The sequence below is a fragment of the Acinetobacter lwoffii genome, assembly GCF_022967985.1.
In the GTDB taxonomy this organism is placed as follows: Bacteria; Pseudomonadota; Gammaproteobacteria; order Pseudomonadales; family Moraxellaceae; genus Acinetobacter.
Genome location: NZ_JALJVC010000007.1, coordinates 20,340 through 41,513 on the forward strand (window position 1 = coordinate 20,340; position 21,174 = coordinate 41,513).

The following is a 21,174-nucleotide window of genomic DNA, read 5'->3' on the forward strand; positions in this document are numbered from 1 at the left end:
GTACTTTAATCCTTATCTTTTTTTGATTTTTTATCATCTTCTTCGTCATCCCCATCCGGGATCACTGCACCCACAACAGCCGCAGTACCTTTGACTGCGACTTTTGTGGTTTTATAAGCCACCTTGACAGGAACCGTGACCACTTTATGAATACAGCCTTGCAGGAATAAAACACATACAACTACTGCTAACACTTTTATCATCACGGCATTCCTTAAAGGGTCTTACAAATTTTTATCGCTTAGATATCACTATAACCTAAGCTTTTTAATGCACGCTCATCATCAGACCAACCACCTTTGACTTTCACCCAAAGGGTTAGCATGATTTTTTGCTCGAACATTTTTTCCATGTCGAGACGCGCATCCATACCGATTTTTTTCAGTTTGACACCTTTTTCACCAATCACAATGGCTTTTTGGCTCGGACGATCGACAAAAATCGTGGCATCAATATACGTACAGGCTGCCTTCATACGACCGGTTTTTTCATTCAAGACCGGTTCTTCAGTTTTGAAGGATTCGATCTGAACGGTCAAATCGTATGGAAGCTCTTCACCCAGTTGGCGCATGATCTTTTCACGGATAATTTCAGATGCCAGGAAACGCTCTGAACGATCGGTTAGTTGATCCAGCGAGTACAGTGGTGGCTGGAATGGAAGATACTTGGCAATCGTGTCACGCAAATGTTCAAGATTGGCACCACGAAGCGCAGATACCGGTACGATTTCTGCAAAGTTCATCAGCTTTTCGCGTTCACGAATCAGCGGCAGAGCTTCGTTCTTGTTTTCAAAAGTATCCAGCTTGTTAATCACCAGAATGACTGGCATTTCAGCATTTTTTAGCTTTTCCAGAACCAGGTCATCGTTTGGCGTCCACTTTTGTGCATCCACTACGAATAAAACCAGGTTCACATCACGCAAAGCCGAATGTGCCGCACGGTTCATCATTTTATTGATGGCACGGACTTCTTTTTTATGCATCCCAGGTGTATCAACAAATACTGCCTGAGATTTTTCACGTGAATCAATCCCCACGATTTTATGACGTGTGGTTTGCGGTTTACGTGAAGTAATCGAAAGTTTCTGACCCAGAATATGGTTCATTAAGGTAGATTTACCCACATTCGGGCGACCTACAATGGCAACAAAACCACTGCGATAATCCGATGGGATTTCGGTGCCTTGTGCGCTAAAAAATTGACTAATAAGGTCGTGACTGTCGCTTTGCGACTCGTGATCAGCATCAATGTGATCGGAATGAGTAGTCATTAAGACTTATGCTCCAAAAGTTTCAAAATATCCGCCGCAACGGCTTGTTCAGCAAAACGTCGACTCGCGCCTTCGCCTTGCATAGTCGGCAATCCCGCAATCTGGCATTCCACTTTAAAATGCTGATTGGGTGCATCACCTTGAATATCTACAACCTCGTAAACTGGGAGAGGTTTCTTACGTGCTTGTAAATACTCTTGTAAGCGAGATTTAGGATCTTTAAGCTGATCTGTGGGCTCAATATGATCTAAATAGGGTTCGTACCATTTTAACACAATCGGTTCTAGCACAGTGAGATCACCGCAGTCGACATAGATTGCGCCAATAATGGCTTCTACTGTATCTGCCAGTATAGACTCACGATGATGACCACCAGATTTCAATTCACCGGTACTGAGAATTAAATTCTGGCTCAGTTTTAAATCATTGGCGATTTTTCCTAATGCTTCCTGACGAACCAGGGTTGCACGCATACGCGTCAACCGGCCTTCATTTTCACTTGGATAGGCATTAAAAAGATAATTCGCAATGATCATCCCTAAAAGAGAATCGCCCAGAAATTCCAGGCGCTCGTAGTTGTGTTTATGACTGACTGAACGATGAGTCAATGCCAGTTTCAGCAAATCAGCCTGTTTAAACTGATAGCCGATCCGTTTGGCAAGACGTTCATCATTTAGCTTTGACTGTGCTTTGATCAAACTCTTTCTCAAACTTCATCACTAAATCGATATTCATTATGAAATTTTTACGAATTTCATAATTCTTGTGCACCTGTAAACCATCGGTATTGGTGACTTTGGCAATTTCATCAAACTTCAGATCACGAATATTATTCATTTCTAAACGCTGACTCATCTGTTGACGGAATGTTTCTGGCGTTATATTGGCTGGAGCATTTTTTAACAGCGCCTCAATCTCACCATCGACCATACGATCATCGAAGTATGGTCCCCACACCGCAATCGCCACTTTTGCAAGAAATGCAAAGCCCACGATTGCAATTAAAACCCCAATATAAGAAGCACCTTGTTGATGTCTCATTTTTATTTTCCTGATTGAAACAATTAATCGATTGTTCCGTTTCGACCAAACGATGGCAATTTAAAGCCAGGTTCTTTATGCATCCAGATATAGAAGGCACGACCTGTTAAGTTTTCTTCCGGAACAAGCCCCCAGAAACGACTGTCAGCACTCTGATCGCGATTATCCCCCATCGCAAAGTAATGACCTTCTGGTACTTTCACTTCCCAATATAAACCATTTTCACCTGAATATTTACCATTTTCCAAGTAGTTAATAAAAGGTGCCTGACGAGCGACATTCACGCCTTCCAGCTCACGCATGGTAAAGGTATGCTCACCCAAGGTTTCTTTATGATAAATGGCATTTGGAGTATCTAAACGGTCTTTTCCGCGGCTAAATTCTACTGGAACTTTCGCTACTTTTTCACCATTAATGCTCAACTGGCCATGATCATAAACAATATGATCGCCTGGCAAGCCGACAATACGCTTGATATAACTGATGGTCGGTTGCGGTGGATAACGGAACACTGCCACATCACCACGTTCCGGACTGCCGGTATCAATAATTTTGGTATTGACCATAGGCAGTTTGATGCCATAGTCAAATTTATTCACCAGAATAAAATCGCCGGTTTCCAGCGTCGGCACCATCGAATCGGATGGAATATTAAAAGGTTCATATAAAAATGAACGCAGTACCAGCACAATGGTCAGTACCGGCCAAAAGTCATAAGCCCAGGTGATAATGAAATTCTCATGGCCCTTGCCTCGGGTTTGTCTTTGTTTCAAAACAAACTTGTCTAGCAACCACACTGCGACAAAAAACAGGGTCGCAGGCACAAGAATCAAATTAAAATCAAAATCCATGGGCTTATATCCTTATTATTTTAGCGTTCGACTTTTAATACGGCTAAGAACGCTTCTTGCGGGATTTCTACGCTACCCACCTGTTTCATGCGTTTCTTACCTTCTTTCTGTTTAGACAGAAGTTTTTTCTTACGTGACACGTCACCACCATAACACTTCGCCAATACGTTTTTACGCATCGCTTTCACAGTCGAACGTGCAATAATTTGGGCACCAATTGCTGCCTGAATCGCGACATCAAACATTTGACGTGGAATCAGGTCTTTCATTTTTTCAACCAGTGCAATACCACGATGACGTGCATCATTACGGTGGCAGATCATCGCCAAGGCATCGACTTTTTCACCATTAATCAGCACATCTACTTTTACCAAAGATGAGCTTTCAAAACGGACAAAATTATAGTCGAGTGATGCAAAACCACGTGAACAAGACTTCAATTTATCAAAGAAGTCCATGACCACTTCGGCCATTGGAATTTCGAAAGTAATAGAAACCTGATTCGCCATAAACTTCATGTCTTTTTGCACACCACGGCGCTCAACACACAATGTCATGACATTACCCAAGTACTCTTGCGGCACAAGGATATGACATTCAGCAATCGGTTCACGCAGATCTTCAACCGTTGAACCATCAGGCATTTTGGATGGACTGTCGATATAAATCGTCTGTCCATTCTTCATCACCGCTTCATAAATTACAGTTGGTGCAGAAGAAATCAGGTCAAGATCGTACTCGCGTTCCAGACGTTCCTGTACGATCTCCATGTGCAGCATGCCCAAGAAGCCGCAGCGGAAACCAAACCCGAGTGCATCTGAACTTTCAGGTTCAAAGAACAAGGCCGAGTCATTGATTTGCAGTTTATGCAATGCTTCACGGAAAGGTTCAAAATCGCTGGCATCAATCGGGAATAGACCGGCATAAACCTGCGGTTTCACCTTTTTAAAGCCCGGTAATGTTGCCACTTCAGGTGTCGCTGCCAGAGTAATCGTATCACCAACCGGTGCGCCGAAAATATCTTTAATACCAGCAATCACAAAGCCAACTTCACCCGCTTCCAGCATACCGGTTTCAGTATGTTTCGGGTTAAAGATCCCCACGGAAGTAATGATATGCGTTTGACCGGTTGATTTAATCAACATTTTGTCGCCTTTACGCACACGCCCCTGCTTGACCCGAACCAAAGAAACTACACCAAGGTAGTTATCAAACCATGAATCCACAATCAGCGCTTGTAACGGCGCTTCGCGATCACCCTCAGGTGCAGGAATTACATTGACCAGTGTTTCAAGCACACCTTCAATACCCAAACCTGTTTTTGCAGAACAGGTCGGCGCTTCTGTGGCTTCAATCCCGATAATGTCTTCAATTTCCTGAATCACACGTTCAGGTTCAGCTTGCGGCAAGTCGATCTTGTTCAGTACCGGAAGGACTTCCAGACCTTGTTCAATTGCGGTATAGCAGTTGGCAACAGACTGTGCTTCTACGCCCTGTGCTGCATCTACAACCAGCAAGGCACCTTCACAGGCAGCGAGCGAGCGTGATACTTCATACGAGAAGTCGACGTGCCCCGGTGTATCAATAAAGTTCAACTGATACTCTTGACCGTTGGGATGAGTATAGTACAAGGTTACCGAAGTGGCTTTAATGGTAATCCCACGTTCGCGCTCAAGCTCCATTGAGTCAAGGACTTGAGCCTGCATTTCACGATCTTGCAAGCCGCCACAAGTTTGAATAAAGCGATCCGCTAGGGTCGATTTACCGTGGTCAATGTGCGCAATAATCGAGAAGTTACGAATGTTTTTAATATCAACAGATTTTTTAGCTTGCGCCATGGGTTACCTTGAGAAAAAACGCGCTATGTAATTTAAAAATATTACATAACAAAAGCCGAATAGAAATTGCGAAGGATTATAGCAGAATGGTGATCTAGAAAAAGAATTATATTTTTTCCTTTATTCCCTATGTCGCGTACACATCAGTCAGATGAAGTCTCGATCGCCATGATTAGAAAATAGCTCCCCAACTCCACTTCTTCCTCAATATTATCCAGATGTACTGCTCAAACTGGAAAATTTTGTCTCATTAATCCAGATGTAAAGTTGAAAAATCAAAAGGATTTACATGTTCTGAAAGTGGCTGATAAGCTTGAGTAAAAGTTGGTGACATGCGTTTTGGACGTCCGGTGGCCATTTCAATACAGGCCCATTGTGTACTTCCGGTAAATAACACGGTCTGATCCTGTGGTCGATAAAATGCGTATTGTCTAAATGAATACAGGGCATTGATATCATTCAGCCAGGTGCGCAGAATAATCTCGTCTCCTTCAAAAGCTGCCTTGCGATATTGCACCTGATGCTCAACCGCAACCATGGCATGTTTCAGTTCCACATATTGCTTTAATCCCAAGCCCAGTTTTTCAATATGAGCTGATGCGACATCCTGCATCCATTGCACATAGACCACATTGTTCACATGACCCAAGCCATCAATATGTTTGGCTTGTACCTTTAAAGAAAGATCAAAAATACCGCTCACTTTGCTGTTATCCTTTCCATGATTTTAAGGCTATAGAGTCTACCGAATTTATCGCTGGGGTAAATTGCAAAAAATAAAAAACCGCTTATACAAGCGGTCTTTCATGAAAATCTAGCAATTTTATGAGATCCGCATTCCGACCACTGCAAGCTGACCCTGACGAATCAAGGTGACACGCGCGATGCTACCCTTTTTCAGCTCAGACACCTCTTGCACAAACTGATTGGAATTCAGTACTGTCTGGTTATTAATTTGAGTGATCACATCATTCGGCATGATTCGTGCTTGTGCAGCAATACCGCCTGGACGTACATCCTGAATCACCACACCGCCTTTGATTTCCAAACTCGCTAACTCTGCCGGACTAAGATCACGAATTGAAACCCCGATCACTGGCCCTTTGTTGGGTTGAGCCTGCGTGCTTGCTTTTGCTGGGGTATCATCTGGTGCCGCACTTAAAGTCGCTGCAATACTACGACGTTTATCATCACGCAAGATTTCAAGTTGTACCTGCTGCTGAGGTGCAGTACGGTTCAGATAGTTTAATAACTCGCTGGTACGTGAAATTGGGGTACCGTTGTATTTCAAGATGACGTCACTGGCACGCAGACCTGCACGTGCAGCCGGAGAGTTTGGTGCAACCTGAGTTACCAGAGAACCTTCTGGTTTAGGCAGGTTATAAGACTCAGCCAGATTACGGTCGATATCCTGCAAACTCACCCCCAGATATGAACGTGTCACTTTGCCGTTCTTCTTCAATTGATCTGCAACTTCCATCGCCACATCAATCGGGATCGAGAAGGACAAACCCATATACCCACCGGTTCCACTAAAGATCCGTGAGTTAACACCAACTACTTCACCACGCTGGTTAAACAGAGGACCACCGGAATTACCTGGGTTTAGAGCTACATCAGTCTGGATAAAAGGTACTGCAGTTTCACCCATCATGTTGCGCATTTTGGCACTGACAATTCCGGCAGAAGCGGAATAATCAAAGCCAAATGGCGAACCAATGGCGAGTACAGGCTCACCAACACGTAAGCGTCCGACATCTCCTGTCCGTAATTCTGGGAAATTCGAACCATTTACCTTCAGCAAAGCTACGTCAGTTCGTGCATCACTACCGACAACAGTGGCATCAATTTCACGACGGTCATTCAGGGTAATTGTAACTTTGGAAGCATCCTCAACCACATGATGATTGGTTAGCAGATAACCATCCTTGCTGATAAAGAATGCACTGCCATAGCCCGTCTTTTCCTGTGGCATACGCTGCTGCGGAATAATCACCTGATTGCCAAAAAAGCGGCGCAGAATTTCTGGAACTTGTTGTTGTAAGAGCTCTTCTTCGCTCATTTTTTTAACGACATTGACACTGACTACAGCAGGACTGACCTGCTCCACCAGATTTGAAAAATCAACCGGCGTAACCGCCTGCAACTGTGCAGCACTCATGGTGAGAGTGGCTGCAAATAATCCTTTTTTTAAGTCTAGAATTTTCATATAAATTATTCACTCAAATTATTGATAAATTTATGTAAATAGGTTTTATCACAAACACTGTAAAGTTTAAGTAATAATATGTTTCAATACTTTATTCTGGGCAATATCTCATTATTAAAGCATTAAGTTAAGGCTTTGATTAATTTTTTTCATCAATAAATGAGCACTTCAACGCTTGCCTTTTGTACAAAAAAGCGCTGTTATTACCAAACTTTTTTAAAATTAGCTGATGGACATGTCTAATTTATCCCTTACCCATCAATTTGACGTCATTATTGTGGGCAGTGGCGGTGCTGGTTTAAGTTTAGCCTTATCGCTCCCAGATCATTTTAATATTGCAGTCTTAGCGAAATCCACCCTGACAGATGCCAGTACCTTTTATGCTCAAGGCGGCGTGGCCGCAGTATTGGATGAAATGGACTCAATTGAACAGCATATTGATGACACAATGATTGCAGGCGCACAGCTATGTGAAATGGATGCGGTTAAACAGACGGTAGAAGGTGGCAAACCTTCAGTTGATTTCCTGCTGAAACACGGCGTGCAATTTACTCTGGATGAACAGGAACAGTTACATCTCACCCGTGAAGGTGGTCATTCACAGCGCCGAATTATTCATGCGGCCGATGCGACTGGTCGTGCCATTTCCACCACCTTGGTACAACGGGCCCAAGAAAAACAGAATATTAAAATCTTTGAAAATTATATTGCGATTGACCTGATCTGTTCACAAAAGCTCGGTTTAGATGGTGATAATCGCGCGTTGGGTTTATATGTGCTGGATGAAAACACTGAGAAAGTGCATACCTTCTTGGCTCCATTTACCGCCCTTGCCTGTGGCGGTGCTATGAAAGCTTATCTTTACACCTCAAATCCCGACATTGCCACGGGTGATGGTATTGCCATGGCTTATCGTGCCGGCTGCCGGGTCGCCAACATGGAATTTAACCAGTTTCACCCGACCTGCCTTTATCATCCACAAGCACGTTCTTTCCTAATTACTGAAGCAATGCGTGGTGAAGGCGCTTATCTGCGTCTGCCCGATGGTGAACGCTTTATGCTGCGTTTTGATGAACGAGCCGAACTCGCACCGCGTGATATTGTGGCACGTGCTATCGACTATGAAATCAAGCGTCTCGGTATACGTCATGTCTGGCTGGACATTACCCATAAAGATGAAAGCTTTGTCAAAGAGCATTTCCCTACCCTGTATGCCCGTCTGCTTGAACTAGGGATCGATATTACCAAAGACATGATTCCAGTTGTTCCGGCAGCCCATTATACTTGCGGTGGTGTTGTGGTCGATGAACATAGCCAGACAGATATTGCCGGACTCTATGCGATTGGGGAAACCTCTTATACTGGCCTGCATGGTGCTAACCGTATGGCCAGTAACTCACTTTTAGAATGTTTTGTCTATGGAATGAGTGCAGCCAAGCACATTCAGGAAAATTTCAAGGCCGATCAGCCAGCTCCTGCAGTTCCAGCTTGGGATGATTCTCAGGTGACCAACCCGGATGAGGATGTCGTGATTCTGCAAAACTGGGATGAGCTACGTCAGACCATGTGGAACTATGTTGGCATTGTCCGCACGACCAAACGCCTGGAACGTGCGCTACATCGTATTGAAATGCTGAAAAAAGAAATTACCGAGTACTATCAGGATTACCAGGTCAGCAAAAATCTGATCGAGCTGCGCAATCTGGTGCTGGTGTCCGAGATGATCGTGCGCTGCGCCATGCACCGTAAAGAATCTCGCGGTTTGCATTTCACCCTGGATTATCCCGAGCTGCTACCAGAATTACGCAAAACAGTCCTCGTCCCACCAAATTTTGAAGTGGAAACGCCTTTGGTGAATTGTTAAAAGTAGATGGAGATAACATCCTTGGATGATATCTCCTTTTCTTTTTAGATTTTTATCTGCTCAAAGTTAGCTTAGGCTATTTACAGTCAATCTTTTATATTTCAGATAATTAACGTTGTGGTGGAATTGAATATGTTCCGGTCACATGCGCCACAGGTTCATCCTGATCAATCGAATAAATCCAGACTTCTCCCACAATCAATGCTTTGCCCACCTTGATGAGCTTACACTCTCCCCGTATATCTGTTCCACCTGAAGGTTTACGTAAAAAATTGATATTCAAGTTAGTGGTCACAGCCAAACCAACCAATCCAATTTCACCCAGAATCGCGACATAAAGAGCAAAATCCGCCAAGGTCATCATGGTTGGGCCAGAAACTGTGCCGCCTGGGCGCAATTCTTCTGATCTCACCTGATAAAGCAGAGTGGCTCCACGCGGAGAAACGGCTTCAATCCGGCATTTCTCCAGACTTTGCGGAAATTCTTGTTGTAAAAATTGTTCTATCTCAGTTTTGGTCGTTTTCATATGATTAAAAAATCTTGTATATCAGTCTTAATATAGAAGATTCTTCACAGATAAACCTAGAGAAAAATTAAATAAAAAGTATTTTAATTCCAAGCTTATTTTAAATAACTTAAGGCCTGCTCAAATACTTGCTCAGGCGTTTGAGTTGCATCCAGACGTTTGATCCGTTCAGGATGACGTTGCCACAAGCTTTCATATCCTGCTCTCACTTTCTCAAAGAAAGTGACTTTCTCCTGTTCAAAGCGATCCAGCGCACCACGTTCACGTGCTCGGTTCATCCCCAGTTCAATCGGTGCCTCTAGCCAGAAAGTAATGTCCGGCATACGTGCGACAAAGTGGTCATTGAGTAATTGCAACTTGGTTTCGCTCAGACCCCGACCTGCACATTGATAGGCAAAGCTGGCATCGCTAAAACGGTCACACAGGACAATTTTCCCGGCTGCTAATGCGGGCAGAATCACTTGTGCCAGATGCTGGGCACGCGCCGCATACATTAATAACAGCTCGGTATCATGCGCCATGGTTTCTTCATGATTCACTGTCAACAATAGCGAACGAATCTGCTCGGCCATCGGGGTTCCACCGGGTTCACGAGTCAAAATGACATCTTTACCCTGTGCGATGAAATCTTCATAAATCGAACGAATGAGCGTGGTTTTACCTACACCTTCTGTGCCTTCAAAGCTAATAAACATACTCATTCCTTATTTTTCGAGCGTAAAATCGTCAGATATTCCTGTACGGCTTTATTGTGGTCATTCAGATTGCTCGTGAATTTATGCCCACCATTACCGGTAGCGACAAAATACAGGTTGTCAGAATTATCCGGATGCATGGCTGCTTCAATGGCTTTCTTGCTTGGCAAGGCAATCGGTGTTGGCGGCAAACCTGAAATGGTATAGGTGTTATACGGCGTCGGTGTGCGTAAATCCTTGCGAGTAATATTGCCGTTATAGCTGTCACCCATGCCATAAATCACTGTTGGATCGGTCTGTAAACGCATGCCAATTTTTAAACGGCGTACAAATACCCCAGAAACCTGTTCCAATTCACGATCCACACTAGTCTCTTTTTCAATGATTGAGGCCATGATCAGCGCGTCATATTTATTCTGATACGGCAGATCAGTTGCACGTTTCGCCCACGCCTCATCCAGTGCTTTCATCTGGCGCTGATACAGATTGGTCAGAATTTTACGGTCAGTTTCACCTTTGGCAAAGAAATAAGTATCCGGTGCAAACAGCCCTTCAGGATGTGAAAACGGAATATTCAATTCTTTGAGTAATTGCTCAGTAGGCAGATGCAGTACTTCTTTGGTGACTAAATCATTTTTCTTCAGGGCATCAATCAGTTGCTTAAAAGTCGTTCCTTCAATCACCAGAATCCGGCTCATCTGGGCATTGTCTGCATCGGAAATCATCTCCAAGACCTGACGGATGCTCATGCCCTGGCGCACTTCATACACGCCCGCTTTCATGCTGTCATGAATCATGATGCGCTGATACAGCTTGAGAATGATCGGAAAACTCACCTGATTTTCTTTGGCCAGACGATCAATAAAACCGGAATAGGTTTGACCAGATTCAATCGCGAGCAGCTGTTTTTTTCCTTCGACAGGATACTCCTTCCACAAACTGCTTTTCAGGATCAACGCCAAGATCAAAGCAATCCCCATCAGGACCAAGGCAATTCCTTTGAAAGATGAGGAGAATCTCGCTTTATTTTTCTTTTTGGCTTTAGGTTTGGAAGCTGACATATTAAGACATCTGGTTCAATCGAAGACGGTTAAAAATTTCAATACAAGCATCGCCATCCAAGGTTCGCTGCTCAAATTGCGTGACAATTTTCATCGGGCTGAGTGCATTGCAGAAAAACAGGCTTTGAATATGGTTGATTTCATCCATATCGATACAGCGTTGCTGACAGCTAATTCCCTGATCTTGCATACGTTGTAGAATTTCTGCACGCATGACACCGAAGACGCCATTATAACGAAGTTCCGGCGTAATCCATGTATTGTTTATACGAATGAAACAATTACTGCTTACCCCTTCGACAACACCGCCCTGTACATCTGTCACCAGGGCCTCAGGCCAGCCGCTTTGATCTGCTTCCTGTTTCAGCAAAACCTGCTCTAGACGGTTTAAGGTTTTTAGCCCTACCAGACTCGGCATCGTCAGTCCTAATGCCTGCTGTAAAATGCCACTTTGAATCTGCTCAAACTTAAAATCCTGTACGGTTTGAGGATAATAAAATAGCCAGAGATCTGCAGGATGATCCGGCAAGCTATAACCGCGCTGACCAATTCCACGACTCAGCACGATTTTCAATGTGCCATTCAGTTCATGTTCTGATGCACGTAAAATCTGTAAGCTTTCTGCAATCAGATCAAGATTGGCATTCAGGCTTAATTTCTGATTGCTAATGTGCAAACGTGCCAGATGACGATCATATAATTCAATCCGGTTATGCCGAATCCGGGCCGTGGTAAAACAGCCATCACCATAATGAAAGCCACGATCCAGCACATCTATCTGGCTGACCTGTTGGGCATTTTTTAAATACAGCATATTTTACAGCCTCTAAAATGAAAAATTGAGCAGTCAGATTCAGGCTTCACCTATATATCTTTTTTACTCACATCCAATTCTTTTTTAATTATTTTTTATGCAAAAAATCTCAAGCTATTCTTGCCTCATCTAACAAAAGCTAAAAAACTTGAGGCAAAAAATGAACACGCGTAAATTAAAAATTGGGGTACTGGCAGCGCTACTTTCAGCAAGCGCCTTAAGCGTTTCAGCAAAAGATTTCCTGAACGTGTCTTATGACCCGACTCGCGAATTGTACGACAACTTTAATAAAGAATTCAGTGCTTACTGGAAAAAAACCACTGGTCAGGAAGTCAATTATAAACAGTCACATGGCGGTTCAGGCAAACAGGCACGTGCCGTGATTGACGGACTGGATGCCGATGTTGTAACACTGGCACTGGCAGCAGATATTGATGAAATTGCAGAACGTGGTTTGCTGCCTAAAGACTGGCAAAAGAAATTCCCGCAGAATTCGACACCCTATACTTCAACCATCGTTTTTCTTGTACGTAAAGGCAATCCAAAAGGAATCAAAGACTGGGGAGATCTGGTTAAACCAGGCGTAGACATTATTACCCCGAACCCAAAAACTTCAGGTGGTGCACGCTGGAATTATCTGGCTGCCTGGGCGTGGGCCAAACACCAGAAAGGTGGCAATGATGCCAAAGCACAAGACTTTGTCCGTCAAATCTACAAACAAACCAAAGTACTGGATTCGGGTGCACGTGGTGCTACCACGACTTTCGCTGAACGCGGGATTGGGGATGTATTACTGGCTTGGGAAAATGAAGCACATTTGGCCGTCCGCGAACAGCCGGGAAAATTTGAAATCATTACTCCTTCTCTGTCTATTCTGGCTGAACCACCCGTGGCAATCGTAGAAAAAAATGCCAAGAAAGATGGTAATGAACATCTGGCCAAAGCCTATTTAAATTACCTCTATTCACCTGCTGGACAGACTGTGGCGGCGAAAAACTTTTACCGTCCACGTAATGCGAATGTATTAAAGCAATACAGTACCGTATTCAAGTCCTTAAAACTGGTCACCATTGATAAAGAATTTGGTGGCTGGACCAAGGTTCAGAAACAGCATTTTGACAATGGCGGTGTGTTTGATCAGATTGTCAAAGCCAATCACGCAAAATAATACTTTAAATGCAGTTCATTATGGCCTTTATTCATAAGGCCATTCTTATTTCAAACACTTAAGAGCTTATTTATCTCTTTTTTTCATATAAAATTCATTTTTAATTATTTTTTATGCATAAAGAATAAGTTTATTCTGCGCTTATGTTACAGAACATATCAGAGATTCAGTCCAGATGAGCATTTCAAACACATTAAAACTTGGGGTTTTAGCAGCTGTTATCTCGGCAACCTCATTTGGTGCAGCAGCACGTGATTTTCTCAATGTATCCTATGATCCGACCCGTGAACTGTATGAAGATGTAAATAAGAATTTTGGCAAATATTGGGAAAGCCGTACCGGTCAAAAAATCAATTTCAAGCAATCGCATGGCGGTTCAGGCAAACAGGCACGTGCCGTGATTGATGGTCTGGATGCAGATATCGTAACGTTAGCATTGGCTGCCGATATTGATGTGCTGGCAGAAAAAGCTAAACTGTTACCTGCGGACTGGCAAAAGAAATTGCCGCAAAACTCGACGCCTTATACTTCAACCATCGTGTTCCTGGTGCGTAAAGGCAATCCGAAAGGGATTAAAGACTGGGGCGATCTGGTCAAACCGGGCGTAGCAATCATTACCCCGAATCCGAAAACATCAGGTGGCGCGCGCTGGAACTATCTGGCGGCATGGGCATGGGCCAAACATCAGGCCGGTGGCAATGACACGACTGCACAAGAATTTGTTCGCCAAATTTATAAAAACACCAAAGTCCTGGATTCAGGTGCGCGTGGTGCAACTACCACCTTTGCCGAGCGTGGGATCGGTGATGTCTTGCTGGCCTGGGAAAATGAAGCGTACTTAGCGATTCGTGAGCAACCAGGTAAGTTTGAAATTATCACGCCAAGTCTGTCTATTCTGGCTGAACCGCCAGTGGCGATTGTAGAAAAAAATGCAGCGAGAAAAGGCAATAAGCATCTGGCTCAAGGTTATTTAAACTTCCTGTACTCGCCACTGGGTCAAGACCTGGCAGGCAAACATTATTATCGTCCACGCAGTGAAGTAGCTTTAAAGAAATATAATCATGTGTTCAAACCACTCAAACTGGTGACGATTGATCAGGAATTTGGCGGCTGGAGCAAGGTACAAAAAGCCCACTTTGAAAATGGTGGTGTATTTGACCAGATCGTTAAAGCCAACAGCGCGAAATAATCCTCCAGGCTGATTGATACAGGAGCATCGACATGATTCATACGCTTATCGTTCCCGGTGTAGGTGGCAGTGAATATAACCACTGGCAAACCTGCTTACAGCACCGGCTGATGCGATGCTCCCGTGTGCAGCAAAAGGACTGGAATCATCCGGTACTGGATGTCTGGGTGGCAGAATTTGTCAAAACTCTGCAAGCCATTCCAGCAGAGGTTCAGATTGTCGCGCACAGCTTTGGCTGTCTGACCAGTATTGCGGCCCTTGCCCGACATCCGGAACTCAATGCAAAAGTAAAAAATCTGGTATTGGTGGCCCCGGCCAATCCGGCACGGTTTGGGGAAAATGGTTTTGCGCGCGACAGTCAGACAGACTACAGCACCTATTTTCAACAGCTCAAGCTTCAGGTGCCCACCACGTTATTGATCAGTGAAAATGATCCCTGGTTAAGTTTTGAAGATGCGCACATACTGGCCCAAGCCTGGAAAATCAAACCGATCAATTTGGGCGCAGTCGGTCATGTCAATGTCGCTTCTGGTTTTGGCCCTTTTCCTGAAATTGAACAATATCTGATTTCAGAAAACCCTATGCGCCATATCAGCAAATTTGATGAGAGCAAGTATTATTTTAAATTTGCATTTTAGTCGCTGCAAACTATGCTTGTGCCAAATTTATTTTCTAATTTCGCTGGTTATTTTTAATCAGCATTCTCTCTTTTGAGGAGTAATCATGTCGCAGCGATCCCGAGTGCTGCCAGGATTTGGTCTTTCTCTAGGCTTTACCCTAGCGTATTTGTCATTAATCGTTTTGATCCCGCTGTCAGCTGTTTTTATTAAATCACTGGGCATTGGTTGGGATGGCTTATGGGAAATCCTGAGCTCTGAACGTATCTTGAAATCATTGCAGTTAAGCTTCACCGCAGCCATTGTCGCTGCACTGGTCAATGTAGTATTTGGCCTGTTACTGGCGTGGTGTCTGGTACGTTACAGCTTTCCGGGCAAACGTATTGTCGATGCCCTGGTAGATTTGCCTTTTGCCTTGCCCACTGCGGTTGCGGGTATTGCCCTGACCTCTTTATATGCACCGACCGGCTGGATTGGTCAATATTTAGAACCGATTGGCATTCAAGTCGCTTATACCCCGATTGGTATTACACTGGCATTGATCTTTATTGGTCTGCCTTTTGTAGTGCGTACGGTTCAGCCAGTCCTTAGCGATCTGGAAACCGAACTGGAAGAAGCTGCATCTGCATTGGGTGCCAACCGTTTTCAGATTGTGACCAAAGTGATTTTCCCAATTCTGCTGCCTGCGCTGATCACTGGCTTCGCTTTAGCCTTTGCCCGTGGTGTCGGTGAATATGGTTCAGTGATCTTTATTGCTGGTAACCAGCCTTTTGAAACGGAAATTGCACCCTTAATGATTATTTCTCGCCTAGAAGAATATGACTATGCCGGTGCAACCACGATTGCTGTCGTCATGCTACTGATTTCCTTCGTGATGCTATTCCTGATTAACTTATTACAGGCATGGGCTAGCCGTCGTACCGGGAGAACTGCGCGATGAGTTTAAATACCAACAGCAATGCGCTGGCTGAAAAGTTGCAATCCCGTGATGCAACCCGTGAGCCAACTTGGGTACGCTATACGCTGCTCACTATTGCGCTGATTTTCTTTTTAAGCTGCTTGATTCTGCCCTTGATTCTGGTTTTTGTTGAAGCCTTTAAACAAGGGGTTGGCGTTTATACCCAAGCGCTGGTGCATCCGGATACTCTGTCGGCAGTAAAACTTACCTTGCTGACTGCTGCAATCGCAGTACCGCTTAACGTCGTATTTGGTGTTGCGGCAGCCTGGTCTGTGGCGAAGTTTAACTTTCCCGGTAAATCATTCCTGACAACCATTATTGATCTCCCCTTCTCGGTTTCACCTGTAATCGCGGGTATGATGCTGGTGCTGATTTTCGGTACCCAAGGCTGGATGGGCTCTTGGCTGATGGATCATGATATCAAGATCCTTTATGCAGTACCTGCGATTGTTCTGGCGACTATCTTCATTACTGTACCTTTTGTTGCGCGTGAGTTGATTCCGTTAATGGAAGCACAGGGGACCGAAGAAGAAGAAGCTGCGATTGTACTCGGTGCATCTGGCTGGCAGACTTTCTGGAAAGTGACCCTGCCCAATATCAAATGGGGTCTGATCTACGGCGTGATTCTGTGTAATGCGCGGGCTATGGGTGAATTTGGTGCGGTGTCGGTGGTTTCTGGCCATATCCGTGGTGAAACCAACACCTTACCGCTACACGTCGAAATTCTTTATAACGAATATACCTTTAGTGCTGCGTTTGCCGTGTCTTCGCTTCTGGCTCTCCTCGCAATTGTGACCCTGATTTTAAAAACATGGGTGGAACTGCGCCAGGAAAAACAAGACAAACGTAATGAAGATTCAACAGTTTCTTAAGGAATGCCCACATGAGTATTCAAGTACAAAATATTGAAAAACACTTTGGTGCATTCCATGCACTTAAAAATATCTCGCTGGATTTCCCGGATGGTCAACTGGTCGCACTTCTTGGTCCATCAGGCTGTGGTAAAACCACTTTGCTACGGATTATTGCCGGTCTGGAATCAGCAGATGGCGGCCAAGTGATTTTAGAAGGTCAGGATGCCACCAATGTTCATGTGCGCGAGCGTGAAGTTGGCTTTGTATTCCAGCACTATGCCCTATTCCGTCATATGACGGTATTTGACAACATCGCCTTTGGTCTGCGTGTGCGTCCACGTAAAACCCGTCCATCAGAAGCGGAAATTAAAAAACGTGTTACACGTTTACTCGACTTGGTTCAGCTTGGTTTCCTGGCTGACCGATATCCAGCTCAACTTTCTGGTGGTCAGCGTCAGCGTATCGCTTTGGCACGTGCTTTAGCAGTTGAACCGCGTGTATTATTACTGGATGAACCTTTCGGCGCACTGGATGCCAAAGTCCGTAAGGAGCTACGTCGCTGGTTACGTACCCTGCATGACGAATTGCATATCACCTCGATCTTTGTAACCCATGATCAGGAAGAAGCACTCGAAGTTGCAGATCAGATCGTAGTCATGAACAAAGGGAATGTAGAGCAGATCGGTTCACCGCGTGAGGTCTATGAAACACCAAAAACTCCATTTGTATTCGACTTTTTGGGTCAGGCGAACCGTTTTGAAGGTCAGAACCATGGCGGCCTTATTCAGCTCGGTGAAGACCGCATTCAATTCGAGGGTGCAAAAAATGCCGCTCAAGGTGAAGTGATTTTATTCGCGCGCCCAGATGAGCTACGCATTCATGCACAGCCACACGACAATGCCATTCAAGCGACCTTCATTCGTGAATTATGGATCGCGGGTAAAGTAGTTGCAGAGCTAAATGACCGTCAAGGCAACCTGATCGAAATTTTACTAACACCTGATGAAGCGAGAGCGCATCAATTCCGCCCAAATCAAACCGTGTGGTTAAGTGCGGTGAATTTGCATTTATTTGAAAACCAGGTCGCTTAAGATCAAAAGATGGGGCTTTAAAATGCCCCATCCTCTTCTAGGGTAAGAGAATTATGAATTTCCAACAATTAAGAATTATACGAGAAACGGTTAGACAAAACTTTAATTTAACAGAAGCTTCCGCTGCGCTTTATACTTCACAGTCCGGGGTAAGTAAGCATATTAAAGATCTGGAAGATGAACTGGGGGTACAGCTGTTTATTCGCAAAGGTAAACGTCTACTGGGCTTAACCGAACCGGGCCAGGCACTTTTAGGCATTGTAGAACGCATGCTGGTCGATGCCGACAATATCAAACGTCTGGCCGATGATTTCAATAAAGTCGATGAAGGCACATTGACCATTGCCACGACGCATACCCAGGCGCGTTATGTGTTGCCACCAATTGTCAGCCAATTCAAAAAAGAATTCCCTAAAGTTCATTTGATTTTGCAACAGGCCAGCCCGGTTGAAATCACGGAAATGTTACTGCAAGGTCAAGCGGATATCGGTATTGCGACCGAAGCACTCACCACTGAAGATAATCTGGCCAGCGTGCCTTACTATAACTGGCAACACAGTATTATTACCCCGCAGAATCATCCACTGGCAAGCAAAGAACACGTGCTCATCGAAGATCTGGCGCACTACCCGATTATTACCTATCATGGTGGTTTTACCGGTCGCTCCAAGATTGATACCGCCTTTGAAGAAGCTGGTTTTGATGTAGATATTGTGATGTCCGCGCTTGATGCCGATGTCATCAAGACCTATGTAGAAATGAATATGGGCATCGGCATTGTCAACGATGTGGCCTATGACCCGGAGCGTGATTACCGTTTAAAGCAGATTGAAACCGATATTTTCGGCGTAAATACCACCTGGATTGCAGTGCGTAAAGGTCATTTATTACGCGGTTATGGCTACGAGTTTATTTCCCTCTGCTCACCAGACGCAGATATTAAGGCACTGAAAAAAGTGGCTTATCCAGACGAATAAAGTGCAATATTTTAAGTTTTTAATCAAAGAGGCTACATCGCCTCTTTTTTATTTTTTGAGTAGATAAAGAGTACAAATTTCAAGCATAATCACATGCATAATAAATTGAATTATACCAAGATGATCAATAATAAATTTGCTCTTTTCTGCATGGGGTTGTTTTTCTCTGAGTCAGGTTATGCAGCAGCGTTTGAACAATCTGGTCAGTCCATTCAATCTTTTTTTGAAGAAAATCATTATGCTGAAGTTTCTCTAGCTTGGGTCCGCCCTGATATCAGCGGTCAGGTACAACATACCGAAGAGCTGCAACAATTAGGCATCACTGATTTTTCTACAGGAAATCTTACCCATAGCGAATGGATTTCCAATGCCGCATTAAAAGTCCAATTGAATCCTCAAATGTCGTGGGGACTGATTTACGATCAGCCTTATTCTATAGATATCGCTTATCATTATGATCCTGTTTTTGCAGGTGCAACACTTCCAATTGAGGCTGCTACCATTCAGTTTAAGAGCCATAATTTGACCTCATTAATTGGCTTTCAACCAGACGATAACTGGAATTTTTATACAGGGCTAAGTTATCAAAGCTTAGAGGGAAATTTATATTTATCCGGGCAGACATTTTATATATTCAATGGTTATCGGGCCACATTTGAACAAGATCCCGCTTGGGGCTGGCTTGCAGGAATCAGTTATCAGATTCCAGAATATTTTTTTAGAACCGCACTGACCTATCGTTCTGCAATCACTCATCACAATAAAACCACTGAATCGATTGTTGTCGGTACGAATCCAGCACCTTATACAGAAATTCAAACTCCTCAGTCAGTGAATCTAGATTTTCAGACAGCTTTAACTGATCAAAATGCGCTCTACGGCACGCTGCGTTGGTCAAACTGGCAGAATTTCGTGATCCAGCCGCCTAAATTTGGCACTGTAATTGACTATGCGGCCTTACAGCTCCCTGAAGTAAAACCTTTTAGAATGATTGATTATCGTAAGGATCAATGGTCTGGAAAAATCGGACTTGCCCATCAATGGCCATCTTTTGGCATAAATTCTATCGAGCTTTTATGGGATTCTGATACAGGAAATCCGGCTTCAACCTTGAATCCGAGTGATGGCTATTGGGGTATCGGACTAGGTCATCTTTATAAGATTCAAGAAACCTGGGATATGGCTACTGGACTATATTATTTAAAGTTTCAAAAACCTGAAATTTCCTCATCCGAACCTATTACGCCACAGATTGCAGGTTTATCTGCAGTTTCCGATAATAGTGCCTGGATTCTAGGTTTGAAACTGGGTTATCACTTTTAAAATTGTTCTAAAAATACAAAAAAACGGGCCGAAGCCCGTTTTTTATAAGACTAAAACTTAGAAGCGGAAGCTGACACCCAGTTTCGCTACTGGTAGCCATTCGTATTCATTGTCGTTACGAATTTCGCGTTCTTCATTTCTTAAAGCTGTGTCAATATCAGGTGCACTTGGGTCAAGTGGCGTAAAGTTACTTGTAGAAGCTAAATTAACTGTTGGATTGCCGTTATAGTATGCACCAATCTCACCAAAGACACCCCAACGATTAGTAATTGCTGGAGAGAAACCGATCCCTACATAAGGAGCGATATTGTTTTTGTAAGATAAGTCACCAGTTACACGACCTGTAGTTCCACCGACAGTTTGATAACGGTTACCGTCTACAGTAATAGTACCATCAGCACCCGTACGACCTTCTAAACCATAATCATTATCAATATAACCTACACCTGCTGCCATGTAGAACCAGTTCGCCCAAGGACGAATTTCAGCATTTAAATAGGTTAAGTTATTATCCATATCTAGGTCATATTTAGTCCCATTAACTGAGATATCATCAGACCAGGAAATATCACCGCCGTTATAACCTAAAGTGACACCTACATATGGGTTAGCACTCCAGGAAATTGCACCACCATAACCGGTAGTACCGACTTCAGCACGAACAGAAGCTGGTTTAAAGAAAGAGAATTCAGCAACGCCTTCATCTGTTACGATTGTTTCATCAGCAGCCATCGCAGAACTCGCTGCTAGAGCTAAGGCTGATACTGCCAAAATATTATGTAAAGATTTCATTATTTCTCTCCTCAAAAGAACTTATTTTGATCATTA

General features: G+C 43.9%; 22 protein-coding genes. 9 read left to right on the forward strand and 13 right to left on the reverse strand.

The window, feature by feature from the left end; translation table 11 throughout:
- Positions 1–5: 5 nt before the first annotated feature.
- The 8 genes from MWG72_RS05800 to MWG72_RS05835 all read right to left on the reverse strand — a co-directional run bounded on the left by MWG72_RS05800 (position 6) and on the right by MWG72_RS05835 (position 7,209).
- Positions 6–203, reverse strand: a complete 198-nt coding sequence (locus MWG72_RS05800; RefSeq protein WP_005263469.1) for an NF038104 family lipoprotein — start codon at positions 201–203, stop codon at positions 6–8.
- A 38-nt stretch (positions 204–241) separates the two neighbouring features.
- Positions 242–1,270 carry a GTPase Era gene (era, locus tag MWG72_RS05805; protein ID WP_004279061.1) on the reverse strand — a complete coding sequence of 343 codons (1,029 nt, stop codon included), beginning with the start codon at positions 1,268–1,270 and terminating at the stop codon, positions 242–244.
- Positions 1,270–1,968: a ribonuclease III gene (gene rnc, locus MWG72_RS05810; protein WP_004279062.1), complete on the reverse strand. Its 699-nt coding sequence runs from the start codon at positions 1,966–1,968 to the stop codon at positions 1,270–1,272. The genes era and rnc overlap by 1 nt, the downstream gene beginning before the upstream one ends.
- A complete protein-coding gene (locus MWG72_RS05815) occupies positions 1,940–2,311 on the reverse strand; it encodes a DUF4845 domain-containing protein (RefSeq protein ID WP_243475045.1) in 372 nt (123 codons plus the stop codon). The genes rnc and MWG72_RS05815 overlap by 29 nt, the downstream gene beginning before the upstream one ends.
- Positions 2,312–2,334: 23 nt before the next feature.
- The gene (gene lepB / locus MWG72_RS05820) at positions 2,335–3,162 is read right to left on the reverse strand and encodes a signal peptidase I (protein WP_247143434.1); all 828 of its coding nucleotides are present in this window, start codon (positions 3,160–3,162) and stop codon (positions 2,335–2,337) included.
- 20 nt (positions 3,163–3,182) lie between these two features.
- On the reverse strand, positions 3,183–5,000 hold the full coding sequence (lepA, locus tag MWG72_RS05825; protein WP_004731667.1) for a translation elongation factor 4: 1,818 nt from the start codon (positions 4,998–5,000) through the stop codon (positions 3,183–3,185).
- Between the two features lie 250 nt (positions 5,001–5,250).
- Positions 5,251–5,703 (reverse strand): acyl-CoA thioesterase, encoded by a 453-nt coding sequence (locus MWG72_RS05830; protein WP_243475047.1) that lies wholly within the window; start codon positions 5,701–5,703, stop codon positions 5,251–5,253.
- A gap of 120 nt (positions 5,704–5,823) precedes the next feature.
- On the reverse strand, positions 5,824–7,209 hold the full coding sequence (locus MWG72_RS05835) for a Do family serine endopeptidase (RefSeq protein ID WP_114540889.1): 1,386 nt from the start codon (positions 7,207–7,209) through the stop codon (positions 5,824–5,826).
- Between the two features lie 229 nt (positions 7,210–7,438).
- Here MWG72_RS05835 and nadB point away from each other — a divergent pair, with 229 nt between their 5' ends.
- Entirely contained in the window at positions 7,439–9,073 is a 1,635-nt protein-coding gene (gene nadB / locus MWG72_RS05840; protein ID WP_247143435.1) for an L-aspartate oxidase, read from the forward strand.
- Positions 9,074–9,182: 109 nt separating this feature from the next.
- Here the strand turns inward: nadB and MWG72_RS05845 are convergent, their stop codons facing one another.
- From MWG72_RS05845 to pabC, 4 genes are all read right to left on the reverse strand, one after another.
- Positions 9,183–9,599 carry a PaaI family thioesterase gene (locus MWG72_RS05845; RefSeq protein WP_071852276.1) on the reverse strand — a complete coding sequence of 139 codons (417 nt, stop codon included), beginning with the start codon at positions 9,597–9,599 and terminating at the stop codon, positions 9,183–9,185.
- Positions 9,600–9,694: 95 nt separating this feature from the next.
- Complete coding sequence (gene tmk / locus MWG72_RS05850; protein WP_247143436.1) at positions 9,695–10,294, reverse strand: dTMP kinase; 600 nt, start codon at positions 10,292–10,294, stop codon at positions 9,695–9,697.
- A gap of 2 nt (positions 10,295–10,296) precedes the next feature.
- Positions 10,297–11,355: an endolytic transglycosylase MltG gene (gene mltG, locus MWG72_RS05855; protein WP_247143437.1), complete on the reverse strand. Its 1,059-nt coding sequence runs from the start codon at positions 11,353–11,355 to the stop codon at positions 10,297–10,299.
- A 1-nt stretch (position 11,356) separates the two neighbouring features.
- Positions 11,357–12,169 carry an aminodeoxychorismate lyase gene (gene pabC / locus MWG72_RS05860; RefSeq protein ID WP_005247525.1) on the reverse strand — a complete coding sequence of 271 codons (813 nt, stop codon included), beginning with the start codon at positions 12,167–12,169 and terminating at the stop codon, positions 11,357–11,359.
- 160 nt (positions 12,170–12,329) lie between these two features.
- Here pabC and MWG72_RS05865 point away from each other — a divergent pair, with 160 nt between their 5' ends.
- From MWG72_RS05865 to MWG72_RS05900, 8 genes are all read left to right on the forward strand, one after another.
- Complete coding sequence (locus tag MWG72_RS05865) at positions 12,330–13,337, forward strand: sulfate ABC transporter substrate-binding protein (protein ID WP_005265774.1); 1,008 nt, start codon at positions 12,330–12,332, stop codon at positions 13,335–13,337.
- A gap of 175 nt (positions 13,338–13,512) precedes the next feature.
- A complete protein-coding gene (locus MWG72_RS05870; RefSeq protein ID WP_174894321.1) occupies positions 13,513–14,526 on the forward strand; it encodes a sulfate ABC transporter substrate-binding protein in 1,014 nt (337 codons plus the stop codon).
- A gap of 32 nt (positions 14,527–14,558) precedes the next feature.
- Positions 14,559–15,164, forward strand: a complete 606-nt coding sequence (locus MWG72_RS05875; protein WP_004645632.1) for an RBBP9/YdeN family alpha/beta hydrolase — start codon at positions 14,559–14,561, stop codon at positions 15,162–15,164.
- A gap of 85 nt (positions 15,165–15,249) precedes the next feature.
- A complete protein-coding gene (gene cysT, locus MWG72_RS05880; RefSeq protein WP_004279076.1) occupies positions 15,250–16,083 on the forward strand; it encodes a sulfate ABC transporter permease subunit CysT in 834 nt (277 codons plus the stop codon).
- Positions 16,080–16,973 (forward strand): sulfate ABC transporter permease subunit CysW, encoded by an 894-nt coding sequence (gene cysW, locus MWG72_RS05885; protein WP_004279077.1) that lies wholly within the window; start codon positions 16,080–16,082, stop codon positions 16,971–16,973. The genes cysT and cysW overlap by 4 nt, the downstream gene beginning before the upstream one ends.
- Before the next feature lie 11 nt (positions 16,974–16,984).
- Entirely contained in the window at positions 16,985–18,046 is a 1,062-nt protein-coding gene (locus tag MWG72_RS05890; protein WP_004279078.1) for a sulfate/molybdate ABC transporter ATP-binding protein, read from the forward strand.
- Positions 18,047–18,099: 53 nt separating this feature from the next.
- Positions 18,100–19,023, forward strand: a complete 924-nt coding sequence (locus MWG72_RS05895) for a CysB family HTH-type transcriptional regulator (RefSeq protein WP_148334599.1) — start codon at positions 18,100–18,102, stop codon at positions 19,021–19,023.
- 93 nt (positions 19,024–19,116) lie between these two features.
- Positions 19,117–20,346, forward strand: coding sequence for an OmpP1/FadL family transporter (locus MWG72_RS05900; RefSeq protein WP_247143438.1), 1,230 nt, complete (start codon positions 19,117–19,119; stop codon positions 20,344–20,346).
- Between the two features lie 57 nt (positions 20,347–20,403).
- On the opposite strand, the gene carO is transcribed toward MWG72_RS05900, so the two are convergent.
- Positions 20,404–21,138 (reverse strand): ornithine uptake porin CarO, encoded by a 735-nt coding sequence (gene carO / locus MWG72_RS05905; RefSeq protein ID WP_005247539.1) that lies wholly within the window; start codon positions 21,136–21,138, stop codon positions 20,404–20,406.
- Positions 21,139–21,174 lie beyond the last annotated feature (36 nt).

Excerpts from the sequence above, each read along its gene's own strand:
- MWG72_RS05800 (WP_005263469.1), bottom strand. The coding sequence starts at position 203 with ATGATAAAAGTGTTAGCAGTAGTTGTATGTGTTTTATTCCTGCAAGGC.
- era (WP_004279061.1), bottom strand. The coding sequence starts at position 1,270 with ATGACTACTCATTCCGATCACATTGATGCTGATCACGAGTCGCAAAGC.
- MWG72_RS05815 (WP_243475045.1), bottom strand. The coding sequence starts at position 2,311 with ATGAGACATCAACAAGGTGCTTCTTATATTGGGGTTTTAATTGCAATC.
- lepB (WP_247143434.1), bottom strand. The coding sequence starts at position 3,162 with ATGGATTTTGATTTTAATTTGATTCTTGTGCCTGCGACCCTGTTTTTT.
- lepA (WP_004731667.1), bottom strand. The coding sequence starts at position 5,000 with ATGGCGCAAGCTAAAAAATCTGTTGATATTAAAAACATTCGTAACTTC.
- MWG72_RS05835 (WP_114540889.1), bottom strand. The coding sequence starts at position 7,209 with ATGAAAATTCTAGACTTAAAAAAAGGATTATTTGCAGCCACTCTCACC.
- nadB (WP_247143435.1), top strand. The coding sequence starts at position 7,439 with ATGGACATGTCTAATTTATCCCTTACCCATCAATTTGACGTCATTATT.
- MWG72_RS05845 (WP_071852276.1), bottom strand. The coding sequence starts at position 9,599 with ATGAAAACGACCAAAACTGAGATAGAACAATTTTTACAACAAGAATTT.
- tmk (WP_247143436.1), bottom strand. The coding sequence starts at position 10,294 with ATGTTTATTAGCTTTGAAGGCACAGAAGGTGTAGGTAAAACCACGCTC.
- mltG (WP_247143437.1), bottom strand. The coding sequence starts at position 11,355 with ATGTCAGCTTCCAAACCTAAAGCCAAAAAGAAAAATAAAGCGAGATTC.
- pabC (WP_005247525.1), bottom strand. The coding sequence starts at position 12,169 with ATGCTGTATTTAAAAAATGCCCAACAGGTCAGCCAGATAGATGTGCTG.
- MWG72_RS05865 (WP_005265774.1), top strand. The coding sequence starts at position 12,330 with ATGAACACGCGTAAATTAAAAATTGGGGTACTGGCAGCGCTACTTTCA.
- MWG72_RS05870 (WP_174894321.1), top strand. The coding sequence starts at position 13,513 with ATGAGCATTTCAAACACATTAAAACTTGGGGTTTTAGCAGCTGTTATC.
- MWG72_RS05875 (WP_004645632.1), top strand. The coding sequence starts at position 14,559 with ATGATTCATACGCTTATCGTTCCCGGTGTAGGTGGCAGTGAATATAAC.
- cysT (WP_004279076.1), top strand. The coding sequence starts at position 15,250 with ATGTCGCAGCGATCCCGAGTGCTGCCAGGATTTGGTCTTTCTCTAGGC.
- cysW (WP_004279077.1), top strand. The coding sequence starts at position 16,080 with ATGAGTTTAAATACCAACAGCAATGCGCTGGCTGAAAAGTTGCAATCC.
- MWG72_RS05890 (WP_004279078.1), top strand. The coding sequence starts at position 16,985 with ATGAGTATTCAAGTACAAAATATTGAAAAACACTTTGGTGCATTCCAT.
- MWG72_RS05895 (WP_148334599.1), top strand. The coding sequence starts at position 18,100 with ATGAATTTCCAACAATTAAGAATTATACGAGAAACGGTTAGACAAAAC.
- MWG72_RS05900 (WP_247143438.1), top strand. The coding sequence starts at position 19,117 with ATGCATAATAAATTGAATTATACCAAGATGATCAATAATAAATTTGCT.
- carO (WP_005247539.1), bottom strand. The coding sequence starts at position 21,138 with ATGAAATCTTTACATAATATTTTGGCAGTATCAGCCTTAGCTCTAGCA.